This is a genomic window from Streptomyces sp. NPDC027189, from assembly GCF_055566975.1.
This window is the reverse complement of the sequence record NZ_JBVHRI010000050.1, coordinates 1-18,133: the sequence shown is the minus strand read 5'-3', so window position 1 is coordinate 18,133 and position 18,133 is coordinate 1. Positions and strand designations below refer to the sequence as shown.

At 69.1% G+C, this 18,133-nt stretch carries 17 protein-coding genes and 2 pseudogenes; 6 read left to right on the top strand and 13 right to left on the bottom strand.

The genetic code is table 11. The annotated features are described in order from the left end of the window. Nucleotides 1-31: 31 nt before the first annotated feature. The 3 genes from ACZ4RZ_RS48365 to ACZ4RZ_RS48355 are packed head-to-tail and all read right to left on the bottom strand — an operon-like array spanning nucleotide 32 to nucleotide 3,549. Nucleotides 32-2,584 (bottom strand): FtsX-like permease family protein, encoded by a 2,553-nt coding sequence (locus tag ACZ4RZ_RS48365; protein ID WP_467754008.1) that lies wholly within the window; start codon nucleotides 2,582-2,584, stop codon nucleotides 32-34. 6 nt (nucleotides 2,585-2,590) lie between these two features. After that, the gene (locus ACZ4RZ_RS48360; RefSeq protein ID WP_467754007.1) at nucleotides 2,591-3,310 is read right to left on the bottom strand and encodes an ABC transporter ATP-binding protein; all 720 of its coding nucleotides are present in this window, start codon (nucleotides 3,308-3,310) and stop codon (nucleotides 2,591-2,593) included. Then, nucleotides 3,307-3,549, bottom strand: a complete 243-nt coding sequence (locus ACZ4RZ_RS48355) for a hypothetical protein (protein WP_467754006.1) — start codon at nucleotides 3,547-3,549, stop codon at nucleotides 3,307-3,309. Before ACZ4RZ_RS48355 ends, ACZ4RZ_RS48360 begins: the two co-directional genes overlap by 4 nt. Before the next feature lie 181 nt (nucleotides 3,550-3,730). On the opposite strand from ACZ4RZ_RS48355, the gene ACZ4RZ_RS48350 reads away from it, so the two are divergent. Then, a complete protein-coding gene (locus ACZ4RZ_RS48350; protein ID WP_467754005.1) occupies nucleotides 3,731-4,999 on the top strand; it encodes a sensor histidine kinase in 1,269 nt (422 codons plus the stop codon). 91 nt (nucleotides 5,000-5,090) lie between these two features. Further along, nucleotides 5,091-5,750, top strand: coding sequence for a response regulator transcription factor (locus tag ACZ4RZ_RS48345; protein ID WP_467754027.1), 660 nt, complete (start codon nucleotides 5,091-5,093; stop codon nucleotides 5,748-5,750). A 122-nt stretch (nucleotides 5,751-5,872) separates the two neighbouring features. Here the strand turns inward: ACZ4RZ_RS48345 and ACZ4RZ_RS48340 are convergent, their stop codons facing one another. From ACZ4RZ_RS48340 to ACZ4RZ_RS48310, 7 genes and pseudogenes are all read right to left on the bottom strand, one after another. Then, entirely contained in the window at nucleotides 5,873-6,340 is a 468-nt protein-coding gene (locus ACZ4RZ_RS48340; protein ID WP_467754004.1) for a hypothetical protein, read from the bottom strand. A gap of 87 nt (nucleotides 6,341-6,427) precedes the next feature. Continuing rightward, on the bottom strand, nucleotides 6,428-6,550 hold the full coding sequence (locus tag ACZ4RZ_RS48335) for a hypothetical protein (protein ID WP_467754003.1): 123 nt from the start codon (nucleotides 6,548-6,550) through the stop codon (nucleotides 6,428-6,430). Next, nucleotides 6,547-6,975 carry a tyrosine-type recombinase/integrase gene (locus ACZ4RZ_RS48330; RefSeq protein WP_467754002.1) on the bottom strand — a complete coding sequence of 143 codons (429 nt, stop codon included), beginning with the start codon at nucleotides 6,973-6,975 and terminating at the stop codon, nucleotides 6,547-6,549. Before ACZ4RZ_RS48330 ends, ACZ4RZ_RS48335 begins: the two co-directional genes overlap by 4 nt. 5 nt (nucleotides 6,976-6,980) lie before the next feature. Then, nucleotides 6,981-7,880 (bottom strand): reverse transcriptase domain-containing protein, encoded by a 900-nt coding sequence (locus ACZ4RZ_RS48325; protein WP_467754026.1) that lies wholly within the window; start codon nucleotides 7,878-7,880, stop codon nucleotides 6,981-6,983. A gap of 281 nt (nucleotides 7,881-8,161) precedes the next feature. Next, nucleotides 8,162-8,374 (bottom strand): annotated as a pseudogene (locus ACZ4RZ_RS48320) (reverse transcriptase N-terminal domain-containing protein); the annotation flags it as partial. Nucleotides 8,375-9,027: 653 nt separating this feature from the next. Further along, nucleotides 9,028-9,981 (bottom strand): transposase domain-containing protein, encoded by a 954-nt coding sequence (locus tag ACZ4RZ_RS48315; protein WP_467754024.1) that lies wholly within the window; start codon nucleotides 9,979-9,981, stop codon nucleotides 9,028-9,030. 212 nt (nucleotides 9,982-10,193) lie between these two features. After that, a complete protein-coding gene (locus ACZ4RZ_RS48310; RefSeq protein ID WP_467754030.1) occupies nucleotides 10,194-10,439 on the bottom strand; it encodes an integrase core domain-containing protein in 246 nt (81 codons plus the stop codon). A 21-nt stretch (nucleotides 10,440-10,460) separates the two neighbouring features. On the opposite strand from ACZ4RZ_RS48310, the gene ACZ4RZ_RS48305 reads away from it, so the two are divergent. The 3 genes from ACZ4RZ_RS48305 to ACZ4RZ_RS48295 all read left to right on the top strand — a co-directional run bounded on the left by ACZ4RZ_RS48305 (nucleotide 10,461) and on the right by ACZ4RZ_RS48295 (nucleotide 12,650). Further along, the gene (locus ACZ4RZ_RS48305) at nucleotides 10,461-10,817 is read left to right on the top strand and encodes a TetR-like C-terminal domain-containing protein (protein ID WP_467754000.1); all 357 of its coding nucleotides are present in this window, start codon (nucleotides 10,461-10,463) and stop codon (nucleotides 10,815-10,817) included. A 310-nt stretch (nucleotides 10,818-11,127) separates the two neighbouring features. After that, complete coding sequence (locus ACZ4RZ_RS48300) at nucleotides 11,128-12,078, top strand: hypothetical protein (RefSeq protein ID WP_467753999.1); 951 nt, start codon at nucleotides 11,128-11,130, stop codon at nucleotides 12,076-12,078. Continuing rightward, entirely contained in the window at nucleotides 12,075-12,650 is a 576-nt protein-coding gene (locus tag ACZ4RZ_RS48295) for a hypothetical protein (protein WP_467753998.1), read from the top strand. Before ACZ4RZ_RS48300 ends, ACZ4RZ_RS48295 begins: the two co-directional genes overlap by 4 nt. Before the next feature lie 869 nt (nucleotides 12,651-13,519). Here ACZ4RZ_RS48295 and ACZ4RZ_RS48290 read toward each other — a convergent pair. The 3 genes and pseudogenes from ACZ4RZ_RS48290 to ACZ4RZ_RS48280 all read right to left on the bottom strand — a co-directional run bounded on the left by ACZ4RZ_RS48290 (nucleotide 13,520) and on the right by ACZ4RZ_RS48280 (nucleotide 16,099). Beyond that, nucleotides 13,520-15,052, bottom strand: coding sequence for an alpha/beta hydrolase (locus tag ACZ4RZ_RS48290; protein WP_467753997.1), 1,533 nt, complete (start codon nucleotides 15,050-15,052; stop codon nucleotides 13,520-13,522). 239 nt (nucleotides 15,053-15,291) lie between these two features. Continuing rightward, nucleotides 15,292-15,828 (bottom strand): annotated as a pseudogene (locus tag ACZ4RZ_RS48285) (NF041680 family putative transposase); the annotation flags it as partial. Further along, on the bottom strand, nucleotides 15,785-16,099 hold the full coding sequence (locus tag ACZ4RZ_RS48280) for a hypothetical protein (protein WP_467753996.1): 315 nt from the start codon (nucleotides 16,097-16,099) through the stop codon (nucleotides 15,785-15,787). The pseudogene ACZ4RZ_RS48285 and the gene ACZ4RZ_RS48280, both read right to left, overlap by 44 nt. A gap of 642 nt (nucleotides 16,100-16,741) precedes the next feature. Between ACZ4RZ_RS48280 and ACZ4RZ_RS48275 the strand changes: the two genes are divergently transcribed. Continuing rightward, entirely contained in the window at nucleotides 16,742-18,013 is a 1,272-nt protein-coding gene (locus ACZ4RZ_RS48275; RefSeq protein ID WP_467753995.1) for an IS110 family RNA-guided transposase, read from the top strand. The last annotated feature ends 120 nt before the right edge of the window (nucleotides 18,014-18,133 follow it).

Below are 18,133 nucleotides of genomic sequence, written 5' to 3'. Positions count from 1 at the left end.
CCCCTGCTGCCCCCGGCCGCCGCCCGCCGTCTCACTGAGCCCGGACCGCCTCGGCGGGAGGCATCCGCAGGGCCTGCCGCGTGGGCAGCTCGATGGTGAGGAACGCCGTGACGGTGACCGTCAGGGCGAGGGCCGGGAGGAGCCACGGCGGGCCGGCGGGCCAGGGGCGGCCGAGGAAGCCCTGGCCGAGGAGGGCGAGGGGGAGCGCGGACAGGAGGAGGGCCGTGACGAGGGCGGTCGCGGCGGTGACCGCGGCCTCGCGGCGCATCATCGCGCGGATCTGGCGCGGCGTGGTGCCGTTGAGACGGAGGGCGGCCATCTCGATCCTGCGCTGGGCGGTGGCGGCGACGAGCTTGTTGGCGATGCTCAGCAGCAGGTAGACGAGCAGGACCACGACCGTCGCCAGGTTGATCCACACCTCGGGCGGGGCGTCCTTCAGGCCGTCGGCCGATGCCGGGCTCGCGTCCGCGAGGGCCAGGCCGGGACGGGAAGCGGCGAGGGCGGCCAGGGCCAGGTCGGCCGCCGCCGTGCCGTCCGTGCGGATCAGGATGCTCTGGTCGAGCCCCGTGGTGGTGTGTCCGGCCGCCAGGTCGTGGGAGAGGGCCACCGTGCCGAAGCCGAGGCCACGGTCGTACACGGCGACCACCTTGGCGTCGACGCGGGCGCCGTCGCCGAGGACGAGCGTGATGTGACGGCCCACTCCCGCGGAGCGCGTGCGGACGACGTCGCCGCTCACGGCGACGGTGGCGCCGGTGAGGCCCTTCAGGCTGCCGTCCCGTACGTCGAGGTCGAGGACGCCCCGCGCGTCCGGCGTGAGGATCATCGCGGAGCCGGACTCCGACACGGGATCGCCGAACTGCTCGTACGTCCACACGACCGTGGTGCTGCCGACGGGGGCCGCCGACCGTACGCCCGGAGTGTTCCGTACGTCGGTCAGGGTGCCGTCGGGCAGTCCGCCCAGGGCGGGTGCGCTCAGGCGCTGCTGGGCGAGGGTGCCGGCACGGGTGTCCTGGGTGGTGGCGGCCAGGACGGTGGTCTGGGTGAGGGTGTACGTCAGGACGAACACGACCGCCATGGCCAGGGTGCTGACGATGCCCGCGCTGCGCAGGGCGTAGGCGCGGACGTTGGACATCGCCAGCCAGGTCGGCGCGGAGGCGCCGGAGCGGGTGTGCCGGGAGGCGGCGGCGCCGATGGCCCGTACCAGGGCGGGGCCGACGAGGGCCAGGCCGATCGCGCCGATGATGCCGGCCATGGACGTGGCGGCGGCGCCGAGGACGGTACGGGAGAAGAGCGGGACGACCGACATCGTGGTGGCGGCGGCGATCACCAGTACGCCGGACCGCGTGCGGACCTTCGACGGATCGCGGGGTTCGCTGCGCGACTCGGCGACCGCCTCCGTCGCCGGCATGCGCGAGGTCCGCCAGGCCGCGCCCCGCGCCGAGAGCTGCACCACCCCGGCGGTCAGGAGAAGTGTCGCGACGGCGGGCAACGGGCTGATGGCGAGGGGGAGTTCGAGCGGTATGACACCCCGGTCCGCCAGCAGCCGGCGGAACTGTCCGGCCAGCAGGTACCCCACGCCCACGCCGGGCACGAGTGCCACGGCCGCGATGACGGTGGCCTGGGTCGCGGCGAGCCGTCGTATCTGCCGGGGCGTCGCGCCGACCGCCCGCATCAGCGCCAGGTCGCGGCGCTGCCCGCCGATCGACACGGCCAGTGCGCTCGCCATGACAAAGCCGGTGATCAGCAGGATCACCCCGGCGAGGGAGCCGGCGAGCAGGATCAGGAGGGAGCGGCTCGCGCCGGCGCCGGGCGAGACGAGGTCGCCGCGGTCCGCACCGGTGACCGTCTCCAGTCCGGTGCCCTGCAGCTTCCTACGGACCTCGGCGGCGACCTTCTCCTCGGCGCCGGGTGCGGTGCGCAGGCCGATCAGGTCGACGGTTCCGGCGCGTGCTCCGGCGCGCGCTCCGCTGTCGCGGCCCGACAGTCGTACGGCCGTCTCATCGGCGAACAGCACACCGGCGCCCGGCGCGTCGACCACCGCGGAGATGCGGTATCCGGCGGCGGGCCGGCCGGCCGCGACGACCTGGACCCGGTCGCCGACCGTCACCGACGCAGCGGCGGCGGTGGCACTGTCCACGGCGATCTCGCCCGGACCGGCGGGTGCACCACCCTCGACCTTCGGGTCTTTCAGCAGGTCGGTCGAGGACCAGCCGTGCCCGGCGGACACGGGGTCGGCGGCCGGTACGACCCTGCCCCGGCCGTCGACGAGGGCGGCGGGGAAGTCGATGTCGCCGACCGTGGCCTCGACGCCCGGCAGCGCGGACAGCTCGGTGACCAGACGGGCCGGGACGGTGCGGCGCTCCGGGAGCGCGATCGGCAGGTCGCCGCTCGGGTGGAACTCCTGGTCGGCGGCGACCACGACGTCCGCGCCGGCGAGCCGGCCGGGCGGCAGATGGGAACGCAGGCCGGACTCGGCCAGGACGCCGGTGCCGGTGATCAGGGCGGCACCGCCGAGGACCGCGCAGGCCACGGCGATCAGCGCGGTGATCCGGTGCCCGGCCATACGTATCGCGAGACGCAGCATGATCGGCTACCTCTTTCCCAACGCGACGAGACGGTCGGCAAGTTGGGTCGCCGTCGGGGCGTCCAGCGCATCGACCACCCGACCGTCGGCCATCACCAGCACCCGGTGCGCCCGGGCCGCGGCGGCCGGGTCGTGGGTGACCATCACCACCGTCTGGTGCAGGTCTCCCACGAGGTCCCGCAGCAGGTCCAGGACCTCGTGGGCGCTGCGCAGGTCCAGCGCGCCGGTCGGCTCGTCGGCGAACACGACGGCCGGTCTCGCCACCAAGGCCCGTACGACGGCGGCCCGTTGCTGCTGGCCGCCGGAGAGTTCGGCGGGACGGTGGGTGAGCCGGTCGGCCAGCCCGACCCGCTGGACGAGCGTGCGCAGCCAGTCGTGGTCGGGGGCGCGGCCGGCCAGGCGCAGCGGCAGCGTGATGTTGTCCTCGATGCTGAGGGAGGGGATCAGGTTGTACGCCTGGAACACGAACCCGACCCGTTCCCGGCGCAGTTCGGTACGGCGGGTCTCGTTCAGACCGCCGATCTCCTGGCCGTCGATGCGGATGCTCCCGGACGTCGGGGAGTCCAGCCCGGCGGCACAGTGCATCAGCGTGCTCTTGCCGGAGCCCGACGGGCCCATCACGGCGAGGAACGTGCCGCGTTCCACGGTCAGCGACACATCGTCGAGGGCGCGTACGCCCGCCGCGTACTCCTTGCTGACCCCGCTGAGGGTGATCGCGGCGGTCATCGACGGCCCCGCAGAGCGCGCACCGCGAGGGTTCCGCCGCACAGCACGGTGACCATGCCGCACACCAGGTGCACCCAGGTGTCGGCGCCGGAGTAGGAGGCAGCCATGTTCGCGACCGCGCTGATCACGACCACGGACCAGAGCAGGGTGCGGGCGACCTCTCCTCGGGTGAGGCGGTCGGGGGCGCCGGGTGTGCTGGTGCTCGGGGCCAGGTTCGTGTTCATGTCCGTGTGCGGCATGGGGTTCTCCCGTGGTCCGGTGCCGTTCGCGCTGTCGTCACCGACGCTATGGATCAGCACCCCCTCGGGCCGATCCCGCAGCCCGCCCGGTTCGAGGTACAGCAGGCTGTACTTCCCGGCCCCGGAGCCCTCCGTGAACCGCCGTTCGGCATATGGTCGATCGCGACAGAGGGAGGGTGGGATGGCAACGCACCAGGACACCGCTGCCGCCGAGGACGTGGGCCTCAAGGACGTCGTCGTACGCACCCTGAGCGCCGCGGGCACCGCGATCGGACAGCTCGCCTCCGGGCTCAGTACGGCCCTGCTCGCGCTGCTGTTGCTGCTGTGGGCGGCCGTCACCGCCGTGACGAGCCTGGTCGGGGTGGGGCTGCTCACGGCGCCCGCCGTGCTGCGCGCCCTGCACGCCCTGGCCGGGAAGGAACGTGCCCGGCTCGACCGCTGGGGCCCGGTCGTCGCGCCTGACCCGCCGCCGACCCGGCTGCGGCTCGCCCTGGTCGACCCCGCCACCCGACGGGAACTGCACTGGCTGGTCCGGCACGCGACCCTCGGGCTGCTCCTGGGGCTGGTCGGTGTCCTGCTGCCGCTCTTCGCCGTCCGTGACACCACGTTCCCGTTGTACTGGCAGCTCGCTCCCAGGGACGCGGACGCCACGTCACTCGGCTTCGGAAGCGCGCACTCCTGGCCTGACGCCCTCTCCGTGTCCCTGCTGGGCCTGGGCTGGATCATCATCATCCTCGGGCTGGGCCCCGGTATGGCCCGCCTCCAGATGCGGCCCGGACAGCGGCTCCTCGCGGCCGGCCCGGACGTCGATCTCTCCCTGCGGGTCGCGGAGTTGACGGCCACGCGGGCCGCCGCCCTGGACGCCCACGCCGTCGAACTGCGGCGCATCGAGCGGTCGTTGCACGACGGCACGCAGAACCGGGTCGTCAGCGTCACCGTCCTGCTCGGCGCGGCCCGCCGTATGGTCGCCCGCGATCCAGCCGGCGCCGACGAACTCCTCGAACGCGCCCAGTCCGCCGCCGAACAGGCCCTCGCCGAGCTGCGTACCGTCTCCCGGAGCATCCTGCCGCCGGTCCTGGACGACCGGGGGCTGGCCGGTGCGCTCTCGGGGCTGGCGGCTGAGAGCGCGGTGCCCTGCACGATCGACGTCGACGTACCCGAACGCTGCGCCGCCGCCGTGGAGGCGACCGCCTACTTCGTCGTCGCCGAGGCGCTGACCAACATCGCCAAGCACAGCGGGGCCCGGAACGTCACCGTCACGGCCCGCGGCCGCGGCGGCCGGCTGCGGCTGCGCGTCGAGGACGACGGCCGGGGCGGCGCCGACGAGGACGGCGGCTCCGGCCTCACGGGCATCCGCCGCCGGATCGCGGCGCTCGACGGTAACCTCACCCTGGCCAGCCCGCCCGGCGGCCCGACAACCCTCGAGGTGGACCTCCCCTGTGGATCGTGACCAGCGGATGAACCGCGGCCTGCGGACGGACCCCACCTCGAGGACGGACGGTGACCAGCGGATGGACCGCACCCCGAAGACGGACGGTGACCTGCGGATCGTCATAGCCGAGGACGACCCCTTGCTGCGCGAGGGCCTCGCCCTGCTGCTGCGCGCCGAGGGCCTGGACGTGGTGGCCACCGCCGGTACCGCCGACGGGGTGCTGGACGCCATCGACGCCCACGAACCGGACGTCGCCATCCTCGACGTACGGATGCCGCCGACCCACACCGACGAGGGGATCGTCGCGGCGGTCGAGGCGCGGCGCCGACGGCCCGGCCTCGCCGTCCTCGTCCTGTCCGCCTACGTCGAGCAGAGCTTCGCCGCCGAACTGCTCGGCGGTGGCGTGAGCGGCCTCGGCTATCTGCTGAAGGAACGCGTCGGACGGGTCGAGGAGTTCCTGGACGCCCTGCGCCGGGTGGCGGACGGCGGCACCGCGATCGACCCCGAGGTCGTGGCCCAGTTGTTCACCCGCTCCCGCCAGGACCCCCGGCTGGAACGGCTCAGCCCCCGCGAACGGGACGTACTCGCCCTGATGGCCGAGGGGTTGGGCAACTCCGCCATCGCCGACCGGCTCGTCGTCACCGAGGGCGCCGTCCACAAGCACATCCGCAGCATCTTCGCCAAGCTGGACCTGTCCCCTGCGGACCAGGTGGACCGACGGGTGGCCGCGGTCCTGCGGTATCTGGAGGACGTACGCCGCCTGGGGTGAGCCGCGAGGACGACGCGACGGAGAAGGCGCAGAGCGACCTGATCGAGGGCGAACTGTGCGCCCCCGGGCGGAACTACTGAACTTGAACTCGTGATGTCGGGTTCCTCGCGGGCTGACGTGCGTCAGATGTGGGCTCTGACTTGCTGGACTGGATGTCCGAGTGCATGCCCGATGGCAGTCAGGCCATCGTCGCTGAACCAGACACGCTCGGGGTTCCAGATGGCGATCTCGAATCGAGCAAAGCCACAGGGCCAGTCGTAGTCCAGTGCGTCCAGCGATGTCGCGGTGCCGCAGCAGGGGACCACCACGGCGAGGGTTGCGAAGCCGTCGTCGCAGTGGGCTTCGAGTAGGTCGGCCCACCACTCGATGTCGATCGACGCGCCGCAGTGGGGACAACCGATCTTCTGCAGATTCTGACCACAGTCGACAACGGTGAGTGTGTCGTGCCAGGTGACGTCGATCTCGACGTCGACGCCGTCAGGGAGGCCGGGGGCCAGGTCCTCCACGATCGACGCAGTACGGTCAGCCGCGACCTGCTCGGGCTGCCAGTGCGGGTCGGTCGGAATGATAGAGAGGACGTCGTCGCTCATGGGCTCACTCGATTCGTCGGGCGGGAACCTCATCCAGGCGTCGTGATGCTACTGAACGTGCGTTCGGATGGCAGGCTCCCTAGCAGGTCACTCGTCGAGGGCCAGGCCGGTGCCAGCAAGACAGCCGTCGAGCAACTGGGGCCGATGCTGCAGCATCTTGAGCTTGCGTCCGGCGCCGGGAGACGGAACGGCGGAAGTCTCCTGGCTCACCAGCGCACCTCCCGGCCGGTCAGGAATCCTGCGGCCTCCAGAGCACGGCGGGCGTCCTCCACCGACAGGTGGCCGTAGATGTCGTGCGTGGTGGCGATCGAGGAATGTCCTAGCAAAGTGCTGACCACTTCGATCGGCACGCCCTGCCGCAGGAGCAAGGTCGCTCGGGTATGCCGGAGCCAGTGGGGATCGAAGTCGATGCCGGTGTCGCGGCGCAGTCGCAGGACGAGATCGTAGACGGACGCGTAGGTCAGCGGGCGCCCGTAGGAGCCACCCCACAGATTGACAAAGATGTAGTCGCTGTCGAGGTCGCCGTACTCACCGTGGAGGTAGTCGGCGTAGAGCCGTACGATCTCGGGGCCGACGGGAACGGTGCGGGGCGATGGGGACTTGGCCCTCGCCCGGTTGTCGTTGACGCGCGGCATGACGGTCAACTCGCCTTGATGACCAGCTGATGCCTGACGATCTTTGTCCAGGCGAACTTGGCGAGATAGCGGCCGGTCTCCCGGTCGCCGAATACCCACCGGTCCTGCCTGGAGGTGTTGAACCGGCCGAAGTACCGGGCTGTCACCCAGCCCCTCGGCTTGTTCGGGTGCGTGTGCCTGGCCCACTTGTAGACCAGCTTCCACACGTGGTTGTCCAGCGAGGTGAACACCTTGCTGGAGACCACGCCCCGATAGTAGGCAGCCCAACCCCGGATGATCGGGTTGAGCTTGGCGATCACCGCTGCCGCGTTCTGTCCCCGAAGGGCCAGTACTTCGGCGGTGAGCCGTGCCCGGATTCGTCGCACGGCCGTCTTGCTCGGCTTGATCAGCAGCTTGCCGTTGAAGCGGCGGACGGTGAACCCCAGGAAGTCGCAGCCTTCGTCGAGGTGCGCGATGCGCGTCTTGTCCTCGTTGAAGGCCAGCCCCCTGGGCGCCAGCCATGCGGCGAGCCGTTCCTTGACCTGTTGGGCTTCCTCACGACTGTGACAGAGCACCACCAGGTCGTCGGCGTACCTGATCAAGGTCGGTGAGCCCACTGCCAGTTCACCGGCACGCGGGCCGGTGATTCGGTAGCGGACTCCGGCGGCCTCTTCCATTCCGTGCAAGGCCACGTTCATCAGCGCGGGGGAGATGATCCCGCCTTGCGGGACCCCCTCCTCGGTCGGGGCGAAGCAGCCGCGATCGATCACTCCCGCCTTGAGCCACTGCTCGACCAGTCCCCTGGCGGGGAACTGTCCGATGGCGGCCAGTAGGCGATCATGGTCGATTCGGTCGAACGCCGCTGCCAGGTCCGCGTCAAGAATCCACTGCCGCTTCGGGGCCTTGCCCTTGGCGGCCAGAAAGATCGCTCCGATCGCGTCGTGGCAGCCCCGGCCGGGCCGAAATCCATAGGACCTCGGCTCGAACCGTGCCTCCCATCAGGCTCCAACGCATTCAGCGACACGGCTTGAAGACACCGGTCGATGATCACAGGAATTCCCAGACCGCGCTGGCGGCCATCGGCCTTGTCGATGAACACCCGCCTGACAGGCAAGGGCTTCCAGGGGGCCGCCCGGTGCTGCATCCAGTCGGCCAGCTCGGCCTTCCCCTGGGGCAGCAGGACAACCCGCCCATCGACACCTGCCGTCTTGCGGCCAGCGTTGACCTCCGTCACCCGCCGCACGCTCACCAGCGTGTTGGAACGGGAACGGAGCATCAATTTCTGGAGATTACGAACCCTTTTGAGGTCCCCTGCCTGCGATGCCGTGAAGATCCGCTGCCTCAGCCGCCGTACTTCCTCCTCCGCACGCTGCCAGTCGATCGACCGCCAATCGGTGGAGTCGCCCTCCGGTCCGTTCACCACGCCGTCGGCATCCGAAGCGGTTCGCGCCTCGGCTGTTCGTATCGTCACGGTGTCCAACTTGCCCTTCGGTTCCGGTGCTGAAGGTCATCGATTCCTCACAGGCCCACCTGGCCCACGTCAGCACCCTTTCGGGTCCGGGCAGTGCCCGTATCCGGCCGGTTGTCCGCGGCGACCAGCGGAGGTGCTGATCATCTGCCGCGGGTTCCCGTTGCCTTTCAGCCACCGGCGTTCGCTTGTTGGGCCATCCTGTTCCCGCTGGGGAGTTGGACCTTCCTTGCGGTCGGCTGACCGGCGCCTTCCGGCACCGGACCCCAACGGGGTTTCCACGTTCCACACGAGTGAGACACGACCGGGGTGGGTGCCCCCTAAACTCCGGGACGGCGATGCTCTCCCGGCTGACGTTGGGGATTCAGCCGGCGCCTGCCGCTTCTCAGCGGCCAGTCCTGCACCCCGCTGGAACAACCCATCGGCGGGGGTCACGATTACGAAGCATCATCAGGGGTTCACTTGCGTTCACCCGTCCGGTCTTCCCCTTGCCTGTAACCCCAGGATGGAACGAGGGCCCTTGGGCTTCTCCTCCGAGCTTCACACCCCGCCGTTGCCGGCGACGCATGTCGAAGTGGGGACGGGCCTTGAGCACTGGCCCGGAACTACGCTGTCGACATCAAGTCGATCCTCCTGTCAGGTAATTCACTCAATCTCGTGCGACTTCGTGTCGCACCCCAACGCTCGTGATACAGGCGCACGAGGCGTTCGGCGGGGTAGCGGCGGGCGTCCAGGAGCGTGGTCACCAGACGGTAAGAACCCTCGAAGTTGCTGCCATCGGTGCAGGTGATACTCACCTGGGCTTCGATGATGCGCACCGGGACGCCGCCGATGACCGAGAGGTAGGAGGAGTCGGCGAGAGTTTGAAGGACTGGTGGGCGGCGGCGCTGGCGGATGCGGCCCAGGACCTGTGCGCCGGTGGCGTGCACGGCGGTGAGGAAGTCGTTGCTGTCGAAGCCCCGGTCCCACAGCACCAGCATCCCGGGGCCCAGATGGTGCAACAGCCTGGTTGCGTAGGAGGTTTCGCCCTCCCGGGTGGGGCCGAAGACCGCCGCGATGACGGCCCGGGTGCCGGTCTCGACCAGCGTCATCAGCTCGACCTGGGGATACCCGCCGTGCGGGCACCGCCCCAGCCAGCCCCGGTTGCGTTCGCTGTCAGGCACCTTGATCGAGCTGCAGCCGTCGAACGACACCGTCCGATACGGGCCGAACCGCACCCCCGGCATGGTTGGCCTAGCCAACGGCCCGGCCAACACCTCGAACAACGCACGCACCGGCGCGCTGCCGAGTCGGCGGCGCAGATCACGGAGTGCCTTCGTGCTCGGGTGGACAACCGGCATCCCCGACAGGCCGGCCGTCAGCTTGGCCCACACGAGCCGATAGCCGACCTCGGGGAACATGCACGTCGCCAGCAGGAAGTACACCCCGACCCGTGAGGGAAGATCCCGCAGCCGCCGCTGCACGGTCCGCGTCTCCGACAAGACGGCATCGACCAGCTCGAACGGCACGACCGGCGTCAGCTCTCCCAGATGGCCCGGCGCGAACCGACTCGCGGCCACAGTGACCGTACGGGTGATGGTCGCCAGCGGCGACGGCAGGACACAATGACCGGGCAACGGAGCTCCTTCGGGAACAAGCTGTCTTGGACGACTGCCTGTACCAACGAGCTCCGTTGCTGCGCGTCAGGACTTCCTCAACTCCCTTGTGTGACCTGCAAAAACGCTAACTACCCGGCCTTGGAAGTTTCCCCGTGATCTCGGACACGTGATCGTTATGCCGCGAGGGCGTGATGCCGCTGCCTGGTCTCGGCCGGGGTGAGGTAGCCGAAGATCTTGTGTTTGCGCATGTGGCGGCGGTTGTAGAAGGTCTCGATGAAGGTGAAGACCTCGGCGCGGGCGGTAGCCCGGTCGGGCCAGATCCGAGTGCCGATCTCCTCCTTGAGCAGGGCCCAGAAACTCTCCGCGGCGGCGTTGTCGAAACATGATCCGGTGCGCCCGCAGCTCTGTCGCAGCCCCAACTCCCGTATTCGGTCACGGAAATGAGTACCGGCAACCTCCGCCAGGATCTGGTCGAGTTCCTGCTGATATTCGCCGAACGCCTGACCAGCCCGACCGGCCGGGCACTGCTGCAGGCCGCCATCGCAGCTCCCGAGCACACGGACCTCGACGAAGCGGTTCGGGCCGCTTACGACCAGCAGTTCGCCCACGCCCGCCGGCGATTCGACAGCGCCGCCAGCCAAGGAGAGATCCCACCGGTCGACAGCTACTTCCTCACCGAATTGCTGTCTGGGCCGGTGTATCTCTACGTCAACCGGCGACGCCACCCCTTCACCCGCAAAGTCGCCGAGAAGATCGTCGACATCGTCCTCGCCGGCATCCACGCCACCGCCCCGTAGAGCTCGACCGACTACCCGTGCAGGGCTGTCGGCGGCACGTCCAGAGCCGGGAGCGGTAGCGCGAGGGTCGGTCCGGATCAGATCGCTGTCCAGGTGCGTGGGGGTGTTGGACAGCCGGTCCAGCAGTCCGAGAAGCGCCGGCTGTACATGTGCCGACGGTCCGTATGCCGACGGCAAGTTTTGTGTACCGCTGGTTCACCGACCCGCAGGCGCGCGAGATCTACCCGCCCGAGACGTCGGGCCGCGGTATGCCGGGGACTTGCCGAGCAGGGTCAGGGCCAGGTCGTTTTCCACCAGGGTCGCGGGGGCCGTGCTGGGCATGGGGGCCGGGCGGGCTCTGCCGTCCGTGCTCACCCCGCCCACGCTGGCCATGGGCGCCTTCGTGTTCACAGAGCTCATGCACATGTCCTTGGGCCGGACGGAGACGACCACTGCGGTGGGGATCCCGGTCACGGAGCCGAACCGGATCTCGCTGCTGTCACCGGCGGTTGAGGAGGTGCGCGAGGCGTTCGTCACGCTCTCCGCCTCCATGCACGTCGGGCAGACGATCTGGCTGCTCGGTATGGCCGCGACCGGCTTCGCGCTGCTGGTCGCCGCGACTCCGCGCGTCCGGCTGATCGCCCTGACGCCCGTCCTGGCGGGCGCGGTGATCGCCCTGCTCATCCTCCCTTCCGACCCGCGCCGGATGTACGTCGTCGACGAGGCCGCCGCGGAGTTGGTGTGCGACGGGCCGGTGTGCGTGACGAAGACGCAGCAGGGGCGACTCGCGGACCTCGCGGGTCCCGGCAAGGAGGCGCTGCGCCTGCTGCACGGTGCCCTGGGTGATCAGGCGCCGGTCTCGGTCCGGGAGAACACCGCCGTACTGCCGGAGGGCTCCACGCCGCAGTGGTCCCGCAAGACCGTGCTCTTCGACTTCGACGACGACATCGTCGCCGCCGCGAAGGGCAAGGAAGTGACCTGGGCCCTGATCGCCAAAGGCATGGTGCCAGGATGCACCCCCACCGGCTGGAGCGGTTTTGGGACAGATGAATTCGCGCAGACCGTCGCGGTGGGCTGGGTCCTCGGGGACCTCAAGCCGCTTCCCGGCACGTTGTCAGCAGGTTTGCGCCCTGAGGTCGACACCGAGGCCCGCCCGGTGTGGAAGGAACTCAAGGCGCTTCCGCGGGCCGAGCAGCTCTCGCGGATCAACGCGATGCACACCGCCGCGCTCTCCTGCAAGGGCGACGCGTTCGACGCGCTGAAGGGCGGTGCGTCCCGGTGAGATGGCTGATGCTGAATGCGCGCTCGCGGCAGGTACCCGCGTCGCTCGCCGCGGTGGTGATCAGCGCTGTGGCGCTGTGGGCACTCGCCCGGGACGGGGGCGAGGGGCCCAGTGATCTGCGGCCGCCCCTGCTCGTCCTCGCTACCGGGGTGATGGCAGCCTCGATCGGGCTCGGCGGGCAGGACCTCGCGCTGGACCGGACGGCCGCGATCCCCTGGGTACTCCGCAGGGCGGCGCATGTGCTGCTCATCGGCGCAGTCGTCGGCACGGTGCTGCTGACAGTGCAGACGCTGGGCGAGGACCTGGCAACCACCGCGTTCGTCGTCCGGAACAGCGAGGGCCTGATGGGACTGGTCGCCCTGGGCGCGGCGCTCTCGGGCGGTCAGTACGCATGGACGCTGCCGTTTGCCTGGCTCTCGTTCTCGTTCTTCGCCCCGCCCCCGACGAGTGCGCCAATGCAGGTGGCGACCTGGATGCTGCTGCCACCCGGCACCGCAGCGGGCACCTGGACGGCCCTCGTCCTCGCGGTCGCCGGCACCACGGCCTACACCGTCGCGGGTCCCAGGCGGTAGCCGGGCCGGGGCACGCCGCGCAGCTCGGCCAGCAGCTCGCCCAACCACCGCTCGGCGGCCCGACGACGCTACTCGGCTCCATCCACGCCACCTTGAACCAGGCCACCATGTAGCCGAAAGCGACGGCCTGGACCTTCCCAGCAATCGCCTCAGCCGACGTTGGCGTTCGGACCCCATCTTGAGCAGGCCCCGGAAACGCCAAGATCCCGCCCGATCAATGCGATAGGACGGGATCTCATCAACCAGTCACACCTGGCCTCGTGAACGGTCCTGGCGGTCGGCCGGGTCGGACCCAGCCGCGTTGGTTCAGCGCTGTGGTCAGGTCCCGGTTGGCCGCCCTCGCGGCATCGAGATCGGATCGGGCCTCCTCCAACGCGGAGGTCAGTTCGACGTTGTGCTGCTCCAGCCTTGTGATCTTCCGGTGGAATTCGTCGATACTTGTAGCGCCTGGCGGCTGCAGGTCAGCCGCCGCCGGGTGCCTCTCTGTCGTCGCCGAGCCCCGCCGCAGCAGCCGCAGTGCGGAAGTGGACAGATGAGGCCGGATGGATGGGCAAGGACTCGGGGCTCTAGGCGGAGAAGGCCGCTGTTGGTCGACAACTCATCTACCTCGGGCTTCGTTGCCCCGTCACCGCAACCCCTCGACCTCGCAGCCAGGTTGGAAGGAGCTCAGTCACAGGAGATAGTGACCGAAGTGGACTCCGTCTGCCCGGTGGCATAGAACTGCAACAACAGGGCCTCCTGACAGGCGAGTCGGCGTAGACACCCTCCGAGCTCCCAAGAGGCCCTGTTCCCACGCCCGACGGGCCGTAATCACCCGGTCGAGACTTCCGTCGACGGACACCACTCAAGATCGAAAAGACAACAGCTTCTTACGTGCAGGACGTGTCACCACGCGGCAGTTCACCCGAGACAAAGAAGGCGTCCAAGGCGCCTATAGCGCAGGCATTCGGCTCAGGATGAACCAGCACTCCGTGGCCCCCTGCATCGACGTCGACCAAGACTGCATCGTCACCCATTGCCTGGCGCATGCCACGAGCGGTACTAAGAGGGGTGGCCGGGTCGCGTCGATTCTGCAGAATCAGTACATTGCGCTTTCCAATGGGTTGAACCTTCGGCTCCGGGCCGGTTGGTTGCGAGGCCCAGGCCGAACAGGGCGTGATGTTGGCCGGAGCACCCGCCGTGAGTGGGAACTTCGCCCGGTCGACAGCGGTGTTGTGAGCATAAGTCCTGATGTTGCGTGGCCAGGCTGTGTCCCCGCAGCTGATCGCCCAGCCCGCTGAATAGAGATTGTCTTGCGGAACTCCCTGCATCGTGCCGCTGGCGACGAAGTCGTTGGTCAGTTCCGTGAGGAAGGTACGGTCGGCGTCGCTGGGATTTCCTGCTGCGACGCCGGCTGCGGCCTGCCACAGCCGGGCCAGCATGGGCACTGGCGACTCTTTCGTCGCGATCATGCTCGCGTCGTTGTACGAGAGCTGCCAGGTGAAGAACCGTATGAGATTGCCGTTGATCGGGGCTTTGGTGCCCGGCAGCGAGACGGGACGACGATCGAGCTCGGCCGCCAGGGCAAGGTAGTTTCGCCGCACGTCACTGGGCGTGCTGCCGAGGCCGACTGCGTCCTTGTGGGCGACCGCGAATCGGGCAAGATCGGGCCAGCGGTCCTCCATGGCTTCACTGAATGTGCGGAAGTCGTCGTAACCGCGCTTGTTGGGGTCGACCGAACTGTCGAGCACCACTCGGTCGACAGTCTCGGGAAACAGCGCTCGGTAGATCGAACCCAGGTAGGTGCCCCAGGAAATGCCGTAATAGGAAACGGAGCGCTCTCCGAGCGCGCTGCGGATCCGGTCCATGTCCCTGGCGACGTTCGCAGTGGTCAAGTGCGGCAACAGTTCGCCTGAGTTGACTGCGCACTGGTGTGCCATTCGCTTGGCGTATGCCACGTTGGCGTGGATCGAACCGTCCGCGCCTGGGAAGGACAGTACCTCCAGCTGCTCATCGCGGACGAGTTCATCGGCGTCCCGGCCGCAGTTCATCGGAGTGCTGTGCCCGATGCCGCGAGGGTCGAAAGCGACCAGGTCGTAGCTGTCTCGCACCGCCTTAGGCAGGAGACTGCCCATCGCGGTAGGAACGTCCAGGCTGGAACCAGGGCCCCCGCCGTTGAGCATCAGGACGCCCTTGCGCTTCTTCGGATCGGCTGCAGGGATCCGGGACACTTCGATCGCGATCCCTTGTCCCGCCGGATCCTTGTAGTCCAGCGGCACCTTGAGCCTGGCGCATTGCTGCGGGGCCGGGGCGTCCGTGGGGCACGCGCCCCACTTAAGCGTCGATGGATGCGTCGCTGTGGCCTCGGCCGACTGGATCATGATGGTTACAGCGCCGACACCGAGCGCGGCGGCGGCAACCAAGGCAGGCAGTGTGCGCACACGGTGGCCTCGGTGCCGACCGTTGCGAGGGGAATTGTTCGAATACACAGGTCGAGCATAAAAATCATGGTCAGGACAAGCTAACCCCCTGGCTACCGGGATGTGGGACAGGCACCGGTATGGACAACAAAGCATCGTTGGTGTATTGGCCAGACCTGACCTGTTTGGGCCGCACCTCAACAATCTGCTGGACCTATGGCGACGACTCCTCAGCTTGATCATTAACCTCGCTGCTGTTTCAGGCGGACGTGTTCGGTGAGGGTTTCGTTTCGTTTCACGGTCTTCCCCGGCTCGTGATGTGGGGCTGGCCTGCGGTTCTTCGAGCCGGGTGGGCGTCGGGGGCCGGGCATGGAGGGTTGCGGCACGTCGGCGGGACGGGCGGTCTTCACGGGAGGTGGCGGAACCCCCGGCGGACCCGGGCGGGGTGAGCCGGCGCGGCTCGGTGGGCCGTTACCAGGGGCGGCCGAGGTCCTCGGCGAAGGGGCGGGCGAGACGGAGTTGGGTGGGCGGCGATAATCAGCCGGGTCGGCAGGTCGACAGGTCGGCGGTGTGCGGGTCGCGGACCTTGGGGACGGTCCAGCACAGGGTCTGCTTGAACAGTCGGAAGGTATGTTCCAGATCGAATCTGCGGAGGAACGCCTGCCAGCGCAGGTCGACGTCTGCACCAGTCATCCCGGTGCGCGAGGACCAGAGCCACACCGGCTCGGGTCGCGGTCACCGGGCAGGTGCTCGACCTTCATCCGGATCAACGTACCGTTCCGTACCGCTTGGCCCCACTCCGGCTCGATCAGCGGCGCCAGCCAGGCGGGGGGCCTCGGCCAGCTCCTCCAGCGCCGCCCGCAGCGTCTCCCCGACCAGGTCTAGGCGGCTGAGGGTGCGAACCGCGGTCAGCACATGAGTGGCGTCGGTACGCTGCCCGCCCTCGGCCTTGAGCCGGCTGGCCTCCACCAGGCGCTCCAGCTCCAGCTGCAACAACTGGTCGGCGGCGCCGTCCTGTTCGGCCAGCCGGGCCCTGAACTCGCACAGCACCGAGTGGTCGAACCCCGGATCCTCCAGCTCAAGGCCGAGGGCATACTGCCAGTCGATCCTGGTACGGACCGCACTGCCGCCGCACGGTCGGAGAGGTTCTCCGCGAACTGCAGCACCGACACCAGCGCCGGTTGTCCGGGGGGCAGCCCCGGCCTGCCATCAGGGGGATACAGCCCAACGAACTCCTCGTCCTCGAACAGGACATCGAGCCGGGCCCGGATGAGCATCGCCGCAGTGCCCTTCGGGCATGCCGCCCGCGCTGTCCGCACCGTCCTCACCGGAATCCGTTGGCCGTAACGCCACAGCCCCCACACCCCAAGATCCGAGGCCACCCCGCACTCCTCCAGCGAACCATCCGACGGCCCCACCGTCGGCGCCCCGGACAACATCACCAACAGGTTCGCCAGGCCGGCTGCGCTGGCCTCCTCGGTGGGGGGAAAATCGGGGCGGGCGCCCGGTAAGCCGAAGATTCTGTGATGCCGGTCAGCTCGCCCAACAGGTTGGCGATGGGGATCCGCTAGCGGACTTCGGTTTGCGCCACGGCCACCGCGGGTGACCGGCAGCGCGTGTGTCAGACTCAGCGACTTCCCGGATCCCTCCGGGCGCCCGTTCAATCGGCACGCGTGCGGGAGGGACACGGTGATGGCCAGACAGGACGTGAAGGACGAGGTCCTCTATCTGCGGGCGGCGGGGCTGGACTTGGGCAAGCGGTTCCTGCTGGCGTGCGTACGCACGCCGTGCTTGAAGCGGCCCGGGACCTGGACGCTGGAGACCGAGCGGTTCGCCACCACCCCGGCCGAGATCCGGCGGCTACTGGCCTGGCTGCTCGAGCGCCGGGTCGAGGTGGTGGTGCTCGAGGCCACCTCGGACTACTGGCGCCACCTCTACTACACCTTGCAGCCGCACCTGAACCTGATGCTGGTCAACCCGGCCCATCTCAAGGGCATTCGGGGGCGCAAGAGCGACCCCAGCGACGCCGCGTTCCTGGCCCGGGCGGGCGCCTCGGGCATGGTGATGGGCTCCTTCGTGCCCGAGCGGGAGATCCGCGAACTGCGGGACCTGACCCGCCGCCGCACGCAGCTGATCACGGCACGCGGGCAGGAGGCCCAGCGGCTGGAGAAGGAACTCGAGGACACCGGCATGAAGCTGTCCTCGGTGCTCAGCGACATCACCGGGGCCAGCGGACGTGCCATCATCAACGCGCTGATCGGCGGCGAGCGTGACCCGCAGGCGCTGGCCGACCTGGCCATCCGGCGGGCCCGCAGTAAGATCCCGGCCCTGGTTGAGGCACTGGACGGTACGTTCACCGAGCACCACGCGTTCATGTGCCGGCACTACCTCGACGAGATCGACCACCTCACCGCCACGGCCGACCAGTTGGACCAGCGGATCACCGCGCTGCTGACCCGTCTGGAGCACAACAAGGACGTCGAGAACCTGGACACCATCCCCGGCATCGGCCCCGCGGCGGCTGAGATCATCATCGCCGAGACCGGTGGGGACATGGCCCAGTTCGCCACCGCCGGCCATCTCGCCTCCTGGATCGGCGTCTGCCCGGGCATGAACGAATCCGCCGGCGTCACCAAGTCCGCCCGTGCCCGCAACGGCAACAGCAACCTGAAACGACTGCTGGGCATCGCCGCGATGTCGGTGACCCGGAACAAGGACTGCTATCTCAGCGCCTACTACCGGCGCATCGCCGCCCGCCGCGGACGGCAGCGGGCCCTGGTCGCGGTGATGCACAAACTCGCCGTCGCGATCTGGCACATCCTCCGCCACAAGACCCGCTACCAGGACCTCGGCGCCGACTACTTCACCCGCCGCGACCCTGAACGCGCCATGCGTCGCATGACCAAGGAAGCCAACCGCCTCGGCCTCACCGTCCGCTTCGAGCCCATCGCAGCAACGGCCTGACCAGCACACTCACTCAACTTTTCGTGTCAGTAATCCAGGCCGCTTCGCGGGCCGCCGTGGAGGCGGGAAAATGGGCCCGCGTCCGTCCGGGACGCCGATGCATCTGTGATGCCAGCCGAG

Bases quoted from the DNA above. Each gene is read 5' to 3' on its own strand.
- ACZ4RZ_RS48355 (WP_467754006.1), bottom strand. From the start codon at position 3,549: ATGCCGCACACGGACATGAACACGAACCTGGCCCCGAGCACCAGCACA.
- ACZ4RZ_RS48350 (WP_467754005.1), top strand. From the start codon at position 3,731: ATGGCAACGCACCAGGACACCGCTGCCGCCGAGGACGTGGGCCTCAAG.
- ACZ4RZ_RS48360 (WP_467754007.1), bottom strand. From the start codon at position 3,310: ATGACCGCCGCGATCACCCTCAGCGGGGTCAGCAAGGAGTACGCGGCG.
- ACZ4RZ_RS48340 (WP_467754004.1), bottom strand. From the start codon at position 6,340: ATGAGCGACGACGTCCTCTCTATCATTCCGACCGACCCGCACTGGCAG.
- ACZ4RZ_RS48365 (WP_467754008.1), bottom strand. From the start codon at position 2,584: ATGCTGCGTCTCGCGATACGTATGGCCGGGCACCGGATCACCGCGCTG.
- ACZ4RZ_RS48275 (WP_467753995.1), top strand. From the start codon at position 16,742: ATGGCCAGACAGGACGTGAAGGACGAGGTCCTCTATCTGCGGGCGGCG.
- ACZ4RZ_RS48330 (WP_467754002.1), bottom strand. From the start codon at position 6,975: ATGCCGCGCGTCAACGACAACCGGGCGAGGGCCAAGTCCCCATCGCCC.
- ACZ4RZ_RS48305 (WP_467754000.1), top strand. From the start codon at position 10,461: ATGAGTACCGGCAACCTCCGCCAGGATCTGGTCGAGTTCCTGCTGATA.